At 45.6% G+C, this 9,056-nt stretch carries 11 protein-coding genes and 1 pseudogene; 2 read left to right on the top strand and 10 right to left on the bottom strand.

The window, feature by feature from the left end; all coding sequences use genetic code 11:
- Positions 1 to 137: 137 nt before the first annotated feature.
- The 7 genes from HMPREF2907_RS02515 to HMPREF2907_RS12820 form a co-directional block, all read right to left on the bottom strand.
- Positions 138 to 2,252 (bottom strand): peptidase domain-containing ABC transporter, encoded by a 2,115-nt coding sequence (locus tag HMPREF2907_RS02515; RefSeq protein WP_070679717.1) that lies wholly within the window; start codon positions 2,250 to 2,252, stop codon positions 138 to 140.
- Positions 2,249 to 3,541, bottom strand: coding sequence for an HlyD family secretion protein (locus HMPREF2907_RS02510; RefSeq protein WP_070679714.1), 1,293 nt, complete (start codon positions 3,539 to 3,541; stop codon positions 2,249 to 2,251). Before HMPREF2907_RS02510 ends, HMPREF2907_RS02515 begins: the two co-directional genes overlap by 4 nt.
- Positions 3,542 to 4,081: 540 nt before the next feature.
- The gene (locus HMPREF2907_RS12825; protein ID WP_159068862.1) at positions 4,082 to 4,258 is read right to left on the bottom strand and encodes a hypothetical protein; all 177 of its coding nucleotides are present in this window, start codon (positions 4,256 to 4,258) and stop codon (positions 4,082 to 4,084) included.
- A 119-nt stretch (positions 4,259 to 4,377) separates the two neighbouring features.
- Positions 4,378 to 4,596: a hypothetical protein gene (locus HMPREF2907_RS02500; RefSeq protein ID WP_070679708.1), complete on the bottom strand. Its 219-nt coding sequence runs from the start codon at positions 4,594 to 4,596 to the stop codon at positions 4,378 to 4,380.
- 94 nt (positions 4,597 to 4,690) lie between these two features.
- Positions 4,691 to 4,795, bottom strand: coding sequence for a bacteriocin (locus HMPREF2907_RS11595; RefSeq protein ID WP_016687097.1), 105 nt, complete (start codon positions 4,793 to 4,795; stop codon positions 4,691 to 4,693).
- A 472-nt stretch (positions 4,796 to 5,267) separates the two neighbouring features.
- Positions 5,268 to 5,498: a Blp family class II bacteriocin gene (locus tag HMPREF2907_RS02495; RefSeq protein WP_083310654.1), complete on the bottom strand. Its 231-nt coding sequence runs from the start codon at positions 5,496 to 5,498 to the stop codon at positions 5,268 to 5,270.
- Between the two features lie 147 nt (positions 5,499 to 5,645).
- On the bottom strand, positions 5,646 to 5,819 hold the full coding sequence (locus tag HMPREF2907_RS12820) for a hypothetical protein (RefSeq protein WP_168165192.1): 174 nt from the start codon (positions 5,817 to 5,819) through the stop codon (positions 5,646 to 5,648).
- A 422-nt stretch (positions 5,820 to 6,241) separates the two neighbouring features.
- Here HMPREF2907_RS12820 and HMPREF2907_RS02490 point away from each other — a divergent pair, with 422 nt between their 5' ends.
- Entirely contained in the window at positions 6,242 to 7,579 is a 1,338-nt protein-coding gene (locus HMPREF2907_RS02490; RefSeq protein ID WP_070679705.1) for a TolC family protein, read from the top strand.
- A gap of 146 nt (positions 7,580 to 7,725) precedes the next feature.
- Here the strand turns inward: HMPREF2907_RS02490 and HMPREF2907_RS02485 are convergent, their stop codons facing one another.
- Together HMPREF2907_RS02485 and HMPREF2907_RS02480 are read right to left on the bottom strand one after the other, a co-directional pair.
- Positions 7,726 to 8,055, bottom strand: a complete 330-nt coding sequence (locus HMPREF2907_RS02485) for an FKBP-type peptidyl-prolyl cis-trans isomerase (protein ID WP_003743612.1) — start codon at positions 8,053 to 8,055, stop codon at positions 7,726 to 7,728.
- A gap of 160 nt (positions 8,056 to 8,215) precedes the next feature.
- Complete coding sequence (locus HMPREF2907_RS02480; RefSeq protein WP_070679702.1) at positions 8,216 to 8,476, bottom strand: hypothetical protein; 261 nt, start codon at positions 8,474 to 8,476, stop codon at positions 8,216 to 8,218.
- 219 nt (positions 8,477 to 8,695) lie between these two features.
- Between HMPREF2907_RS02480 and HMPREF2907_RS13130 the strand changes: the two are divergent.
- Positions 8,696 to 8,804 (top strand): annotated as a pseudogene (locus tag HMPREF2907_RS13130) (IS5/IS1182 family transposase); the annotation flags it as partial.
- Here the strand turns inward: HMPREF2907_RS13130 and HMPREF2907_RS02475 are convergent.
- The gene (locus HMPREF2907_RS02475) at positions 8,791 to 8,973 is read right to left on the bottom strand and encodes a DUF2061 domain-containing protein (protein ID WP_003763483.1); all 183 of its coding nucleotides are present in this window, start codon (positions 8,971 to 8,973) and stop codon (positions 8,791 to 8,793) included. The pseudogene HMPREF2907_RS13130 and the gene HMPREF2907_RS02475 overlap by 14 nt on opposite strands.
- Positions 8,974 to 9,056 lie beyond the last annotated feature (83 nt).

Genomic DNA, 9,056 nt, shown 5'->3' with positions numbered 1-9,056 from the left:
AAACGGGTTTTGACGGTCATGATGGCTCCAGAATATTTTAAAACGGGTATTTTACTGTTTTTAGACGGAATCGGACAATGAAAGGTCGTCTGAAAACCTCAAAATTCCGTTTTCAGACGACCTTTTTTGAAGCTTACCTACGCATGGGCGTTTTGTTGGGTCCCTGCTTTCTGCATCCGCACCACCCTGCCGGCGGATTCGATGGTTTCCTTGCGGTGTGCCACCATGATTTTGGTAATGTTGAGCAATTTCAGGTTTTCATTGATTGCCAGTTCGTTCTTCATGTCCAGATTGCTGGTGGCCTCGTCCAAAAACAGGATGCGCGGTCTTTTGTACAGCGCGCGTGCCAAGATGAGGCGCTGTTTCTGTCCGCCGGACAAGGCATTACCCATATCGCCAATCAGGGTTTCGTAGCCCATAGGCATTCTGATAATGTCTTCATGTATCATCGCCATCGCCGCACATTGCACTATTAATTCCATATTTGGCGTTTCATCAAAAAAGCAGATGTTTTCGGCAATCGAGCCTGCGAACAATACGTCGTCCTGTGTTACCGTGCCGCTCAAGCCGCGGATGAACTTGGGCGAAAGTTTGTGGATGTCGTGCCCGTTCACCAATACTTTTCCCGATTCGGGCTTGAGGTTGCCGATTAGAATATTCATCAGCGTCGATTTGCCGCAGCCGGAACTGCCCGTAAAAGCGATGGATTCTCCCTGTTTGATGTTCAAGCTGAAGTTTTGCAGGACATAGGGTTCGCTGTCGGAGTAGCGGAACGACACGTTTTCTACGGCAATATCAATATCGCCCGAAATCTCGGGAACATAGGGATCTGCAACTTCTTCCGCTTCCGTTTCGGTCAATACAATGTCCGCAAGGCGCTCGGCATACAGCCCCAACATTTTGATTTTGATGTATTGGTTGACCAAATCTCCCACCCGGTTTTCAAACTGGTCTTTGTAGGCAAGGAAAGCCATCAGCGCGCCAACGGAAAACACGCCGTCCAATACGCGGGTTGCGCCCAGATAGATGATGACGATGCCTTCGATGCCGAACAAAAGTTTGTTGGCGAAATCGAAAACGTTGGTCAGCTTCAGGGTGGTCAGATGGGCATTGACGGTATCGACAAACAACGTCATCCATGAGCTGTGGCGCTGTTCGTCTTTCTCAAACAGTTTGACGGTATGAATGCCGCGCACGGTTTCCATGAAATAAGTGTTTTGCTTGGCTTCATGAACAATGTTTTCTTCGGTCGCATTACGCAGCGGATAATAGGCCGCGATACGGATGATGATGTACAACACCAGCGCAATCAATACGACGACGGTCAGCATAGGGCTGTAAAAAAACATCAATCCCAAAGTAAAGACCGCCATAATGCCGCTCAAAACGGTTTTGAACGCAGTCGAAGTTAGCGTGTCCTGAATGTCGTCGATGGCGTGAAAGCGCGATATTACGTCGCCCAAATGCCGTTTGCTGAAATAATCGCTGGGCAGCTCGAGCAGGCGTTTGAACATATTCGCCTTCCATTGTACGTTCAGCGTGGTTGTCAGGTGCATATTGACCCATGCCTGAAGCAGGGAAGTCAGTTGTTCGATGATTTTCATCAGGCCGAATCCGAGTGCCAGCGTCAGCAAAAGGTTTCGGTCGGCGGAAACAATCACATGGTCGATAACCCATTGAGTAAAAAACGGGCTGACCAAACCGAAAATCTCTAAGGCAAACGCCAAAATCAAAACCTGAACCAGCGATTTGCCGATGCCGGTAATGCCTTTGACCAAAGCGGAAATTTTAACTTTCTGCTTGTCGTTTTTCGCTTCGAAATGCGTGTTCGGCCACATTTCCAGCGCAATGCCGGTAAATTTTTGCGACACTTCCTCCATCGGGATTTTCCGCATTCCGACAGCGGGATCCATGATGGTAATGCCGTTTTTGCCGACTTCTTTCAAGACTACAAAATGGTTCAAATCCCAATGCAGGATACAGGGGGTTTTCAAATTGGGCAGATCGTTCAAATCCAAACGTAGCGGACGCGAAGTCAGGTTCAAATCATTGGCGTAATGCACGATGTTCGCCATGGTCGTACCCGTCTGCGAAATCGAATATTTCTGCCTCAATGTGCGCAAATCCGTGTGATAGCCGAAATAGCCCGCAATCGCAGTCAGACATGCCAAGCCACACTCGGCAATTTCCGTCTGCAAAACCACCGGCAGCTTTTTGCTGAATCCGAAAGACAAACGTTCCAAATAACTCATCGGCCTAATTTCCCTGCAATGCTGTAAAGCGGGTCGAGTACCCATTCATAAAGTTTCTTACGCTCGTTCAGGATGTCGGCCTCCAAAGCCATCCCCATCTGCAACGGTTTTTCTTCACCGTAAACCTTGACCGTCTGCTTTTCAGGTTTGACTTTCACCAGATAAACCGACTCGTTCGGACGCGACGGATTTTCTTCCGTATCGGCAGGGTAAACACCGCCCAAATTGGCAAGCTCCTGTTTGCCCATAGCCGTTTTCGCAATGGAAATGATTTTGCCCTCGGCATGGCCGAATTTCTGATAAGGATAAGCCTGATAACGCAGAATCACTTTATCGTCAGGCTTGATAAAGCCGATGGCATTGCTCGGCACATAAAGGTTCGCCACCAAATCCGTCTTGCCCGGCACAATACTCAGCAACAGGGTTGAAGCCGTTACCTGCTGACCGACCTCCACATTGGACGTACTGACATAACCCGACTTGCTCGCGCGGATGACCTGTTCCTGCTGGGAATCCAGATTCAACGTTTCCTGCGTGATTTCCGCCACGCTGCGGTTCAACTGGCTCAACTCCGTCTGCTGTTTTTCGGGCAGGGTTTTCAAAGTCTGCCTCTGCGCATTCAACTCGCGGACAATGCCGGACTCTTCCCGCCGCAGCGCATTCAGTTGGGACAGCTGGTCGAGGCGCCCGTTTTCATAATCCATCATCTGCTGTTCGGAAATAAAACCTTTTTTCAAAAGGGGGCGGTATTTCGCAATCAACTCTTCGGCAAGCGCCACACGCTTTTTCTGTCCCGAAATCTGGCCGCGCACATCGGCAAGCTGGTTTTCCAGACGGCTGACGCTGTCGGAAGCCGTCCGCGCCTCCCCTTCCTGCAACTTCTTCTGCCGCTCGATTTCATGAAGCAGCATTTCCTTTTTCGCTTCCGCCTCCTTGACCAGACGGTCGCGGATATTGCCCTCGCCGTTGTAACGCGGCATCGAAAGCTTCAGCAGAACATCGCCTTCTTGCACAAAATCGCCTTCTTTCACCACTTTCTCGGTAACGATGCCGGTATCCGCAGGATAAACCCGCACCAAGCCCGACACAGGCATCAACTGCCCCTCGACATTGGTCTTGCGCGTATAGCTGCCGAAAAAGGCAAACAATAAAATGGCCGCTGCCGCCGAAGCCGCGCAGCCCGTCAAAAACACAAAAGAAAACGGGCGGGTCATGACGACATGCCCCGTCCACTTGTTCTTCTTCGCCTCGAAAATCTCTGGGCGGAAAAAACTGTTGTTATCAGCCATTCATTACACTCGATTTCTCAATACGTCGTCTGAAAAACATCCTAAAGCATATCTCAATCACTATTTCAAACTGTTCAAGCCGACGGCAATCCCGCACAAAAAGCCGACAATCGCGACAATGCTGAAAATAATGATATAAAGGGTCTTAGTTTTCTTGTCTTGAATCATGGTATTTTTTATTGAAAAATTTGTTCAGAAGCAGGATAAGCGGTACGAATATCAACGTGGAAACAGCAGCATGGCGCAGCGACTTGGCAAAATTCGGATAAATGAAAAAATACGATGTTACCAAGATTACCGAAAAGTAAACCACGCCCGAAACCGCCGCATTTTTCAATAATTTTTTGGTGTTTTTTTCAATCTTCTTCATAGTCCTACTTCCTTTTCGACAAATGGCAATAAATAACAGTCATGGCAAGGATGACGATTGTCCAGAATATATTGGTTTTTGTAGGCTTCAGGCAGCATGGGGTAAACAAACCAATGCAGAACAGAAAATAACGCTGTATATAAGAAAACCTTGAAGGAAAGATAAATTTTTCACATTTTCCAATAATTTAAAATTGTAATGACCATTCCGACCAACATGATTGCCATACCGATATAGAATACTTTTTTATTTTTAACAATCACAGTTTCGACCAATCCTAACTTCACAAGAATTATAGAGAGCAAAGCAAGGAATATTCCTATTGATAAAATAATATATTCTTCCACAAATATCCTTACATCAGACAGAATACGGCAAAGACATATTTGCACACAGTCAAAACAGCCCGAAACCGCTTGCCTTTACCAAAAATCCGATCGCCGTCCATACGATAAACCGTTCCTACCTACTCTTCCGTTCGGTTTTTCAAAAGTTTTTCACCCGCCAAGGTCATGAGAAATATAAACATTGCCGATAAAAAACCAAGCAATAGCGAACGGGATAAAGCGTATTTGGAAAAAAAATAATACACCGCAGACAAGACGGCTAATACGGCAAAATCCAAAAACAATATCGATTTCAAACTGCGCTTTTTATTCATCTCAATTTCCCAAAGCCATTCCAAAAAACATGTCGTCTGAAAAGATCCTGTCCGTCAAAGCAACCGCATGGGCATCCTTACCTAAACGGTTGCACCTTCGGGGCAGAACCTTATCCGATCAAAACCATCTCATCCACGGAAAATTGATGACAGGAAGGACGCAGCCTCCTTCGGTAATACCGCCGGAAATTTTTTCCAAATCTTTGATGTCCAATTGTTTCATAACGAACTCCTTAAACCGATAAACTAAAATATTGTTCACATCATTGATGCAGCATATAAAATTCAAATCAATTCAAACTGTGCAAGCCTATTGCGACACCGGATATAAACCCTACAATTCCCAAGAATATGGAATATATCTGCAACTATCATTTGTTTTTTATTCATAAACTATAATAATTTAAATTTTAAAATTATGTATTATTGTTTTTTATGTATTTTTTCCAAAGTTCAGTAAGTATAATGTATACAATGGTTGCAATGGCAGAAGTCAGAAATATCCTTGGTAATTGCCAATTATTAGCTAAATACATCGCTAATGAAAAAATAAGAAAGAAAATTATATATGTTAATGTCTTCATAATATTACCCTAACTATCTGATTATTATAAAATTCTAGAAAGTTTCCGGATGTGGTAATTTCTACCGCATCCGGAAATACTATAAGGCTTTAGTTATTTGCCTTAAGTTATTTACCACCAACCGGTTGCCAAATAAGTTCCAGCCCCTACAACAGCTCCAATACCTGCACCAGGAATAGCTCCTACACCACCTTCAAATGAGCCCGCAATAGCACCACCTACAGCACCACTTGCTGTACTTCTACCAAACTCTTTCCAGCTCCAAGCACCGCCTGCAATCAGGTTCAATTCATCCATAGTCAATTCACGGACAAAAGATTCGTTCATAGCTAAAGTTTGCATAATAATCTCCTAAAAATTAAGTTTTACAAAAGGCATAAAGCCCGTTTAAAACCGGAAGGCGGCTCTCCGCCTCCCGTCTTACGGAGAAAGAAAATATTTCTGCGAAAAATGTTTTCTTTCTCTGTATCCTTATACCGAATCTATGATTCAGTTGTTGCGCACGGCTTCGCGGGCTTCTTTCCATGCGTCGTTCAAAGCGTCGCCGGCTTTGGAGAAGCCGTTGCCCATTTCTTTCCAAAAATCTTTCCAGTCTTTCCGGAAATCTTTGAAATTGTAACCGCCGGCTACTTGTTCCAATTCGTGCTGCTTCAGATCTTTCATGATTATTACCTCATATCACGTTGATTAATAAGGATGTAACGGCTTTTATGTTTTTCCGTTTCATCGGTTGCGTGTTAGTGGGACAGAGACAAATGGGAATTAGTTCTGTTTAATTTTGCACGAATACGCAAAGATAATTTAAGTTATCATTACCATATTTGAATCAAAATCTTTTTACCTTACCCTTTAAAGGCAATATCTTAAATAACGCAGTTTCGGTTATTTGCCTTTTTAAGATAAACACATAATTAAATCTTATATCTTTACAAACATTAATTATTAGAAAATCAGAATTATAGTTTTTCAATGCCGTATGATAATTTTCATCTTTTTTTTATAGCGTTGTAATATTTTTTATCCGAGAAAACTATTTTAGAAAATATATCCACTAATTATTTTATTTTTAGGAAATAATACTAGTCATGTCTGATATTAAATTGACGTTTTGGTGCGTTTTACCTGTTTGCCTGATTTCCCCTGCCGCTCATTCTTTCACGCTGTTTGATGCCTGGCAGGCTGCATTGGAATATTCCGCCGATTATTCTGCGGCAAAATACGAACGCGATGCCGAAGCGGCGAAAAAGGTACAGGCCCGGGCGGAGCTTCTGCCTCAGGCAAGTGCCAATTACCAATATCAGAAACAGCCTTATTCGCTATCTTCCAATACCCAAAGCAACGGTTGGAATGTCCAAATCAGCCAAGTATTGTTCGACCGCAGCAAATTTGCTCAATACAAACAGGGGAAATTGGCTGAAGAGATGGCGGATATCCGGTTGGACAACAGCGGTAACGAACTGCGGATAGAAGTGGCAAATGCCTATTTTGATGTATTGATGTATAGGGACAAGCTGCGGGCGGTCCGCGCGGAAAAAGAAGCTTATGAAAAACAGGTCATGCGCGCACAGGAAATGTTCCGTCAAGGAGCGGCTACGGTGTTGGATACCCATGAGGCCATGTCGGGTTACGACAATGCGCTGGCTAAAGAAGTAGATACGCTGACCAGGCTGAAAACGTCGGAAAGCACGCTTGCCAATCTGACAGGACTGAATCCTGACGAAATTACCGTTTTGAATATGAAGGGCGGGAACGAACCTGTCGATTTATTGGACAATTCCCAAGAACAGGAATGGCAGGCCTTGGCGCAGGCGCATAATTCGGAATGGCAGTTGCAGCGTAAGAATCTGGAAAACGCGCAGCAGGAAGTAAAGGCCGCAAAAGGAACAAGGATGCCGACGGTAACTGTCAACGGTGGTTATACGGACAGCAGGGGCACTTACCACTACGATTACAGTGCATACGGTGCGGGCAGTTTCGACCAAGATTACCGAAGCAAAGGGGCAACATTCAATATACAGGTCAGCATGCCGCTTTTTACGGGCGGCAAAATATCGGGCCGAATCAAGGAAGCCGCATCGCGCGAGATGCAGCAACGCGAGCTGCTGACGGCAGCCGAACGTAAAACCCGCCTTGCCGTCAAACAGGCGTATGACACGATCCGCAGCAATAAAATTCAGATTACGGCTCAACAGCGCCTTTTGGAAAGCAACCGTGCCAAGCTGGAAGCAACCCGTTTGGGACGGCAGGTCGGTATACGTAACAATCTGGAGGAAATACAGGCGCAACAGGCGGCATCGGATGCAGAACAAAAACTCGCCGAAGCCAAATACGGCTATATCAAGGCTTATTTGCAACTGTTGCAAAGCGCAGGCGTATTGGGAGACGAAAACCGCATCCGCAGGCTGAGTGCGGCTTTGTTTTAATTTCGAAAATTTGTAGAACCATTAAAACAGGATTTCACTAAAGCAGTATGAGATACAAAAAAGTCGTCTGAAAACCTCAACATTCGGTTTTCAGACGACCTTTCGCCCAGTTCAAAGCAGAAAATTCATCCTGACGCCGTCAGGCATTATTCATAAACTTTCAACAGCTCTACTTCAAACACCAACGTTGCGTTAGGCGGAATCACGCCGCCGGCGCCGCGTGCGCCGTAGCCCATTTCGGCGGGAATGGTCAGCTTGCGTTTGCCGCCTTCCTTCATGCCGCCGAAACCTTCGTCCCAGCCTTGAATGACCTGACCCACGCCCAGCGTAATTGTCAGCGGCTGACGGCGGTCGAGGCTGGAGTCGAATTTGGTGCCGTCTTCCAGCCAACCGGTGTAATGCACGGTAATTTCCTTGCCTTTCACGGCCTCTTTGCCGTGGCCTTCCTGCAAATCTTCAATAATCAAACCGCTCATGTTTTATCCTTTCATAGCGTTTTCAATCGGTTAACAATATCGACTCTTCGATATTCCGCGCTGAAGGGTATCATAGCTGCCGTTTCCGATAAAGCGAAAGGTCGTCTGAAAACGGATGGGTACGTTTTCAGACGACCTTTCAACTTCAACCGATGGGCAATCAATTTGAGCCGTTTTGCAACGAGCGGGCATAGGTGTCGTTGTAGCCGATGCCGGTGATTTCGCGCACGCCTGTGGCAGGTGCGGTAAATTTCACGCGGTCATCATCCTTACGCATATCGTGCGCGTCGTGATATTCGACTTGGGTTAAGCCCGGAATGGGGCCGGAGTCGTTGGCATGATTCCATTCGGGAATGCGGCTGTCGGCGAGAGATGCGGCGGCGGCAACGGCGATGAGGGAGGCGAAGAGTGCTTTTTTCATGATACTTTCCTTATGATGTTGAATATAAAAGATGAACTGCGTAGGCGTTCAAGCGATGGAAAGCATTTTATTAATTTCTTTTTAATTGATAAATATCTATTTTGTTGAAAGAATATTTACTATCAAGAAACAATATTTCCTAACCCGTTTTCAGACGACCTCAGGTCAAAACTTATCCACAATGGTGCAGCGGCGTAGCCCATTCTTGTTTCACGGTTTTATAGTGGATTAAATTTAAATCAGGACAAGGCGACGAAGCCGCAGACAGTACAGATAGTACGGTAAGGGCGAGGCAACGCCGTACTGGTTTAAAGTTAATCCACTATATTTTTTTCGTAGCGTCGCCATGCCTGTTCGTGGAAATAGAAAACGACGGTGTTGGCAAGCGGTTCGACCAGTGCGACTGCGCTTGAGATGCCGATGCTGCCGGTCAAAATATAGGCAACGCCGAACGCGGTGGCGAAATGTAAAATGGCAAAGGTCATGGTTTTAATCATGATGGTTTCCTGATATGGTGATGTCTGTATGATTCGGATAATATAGTAGATTGACTTTCAACCAGTACGGCGTTGCCTCGCCT

The sequence above is a fragment of the Neisseria sp. HMSC055H02 genome (assembly GCF_001813335.1).
Taxonomy (GTDB): domain Bacteria; phylum Pseudomonadota; class Gammaproteobacteria; order Burkholderiales; family Neisseriaceae; genus Neisseria; species Neisseria sicca_C.
Note: the sequence above shows the minus strand (reverse complement) of the source record. Positions and strands in the feature narration are given on the sequence as shown.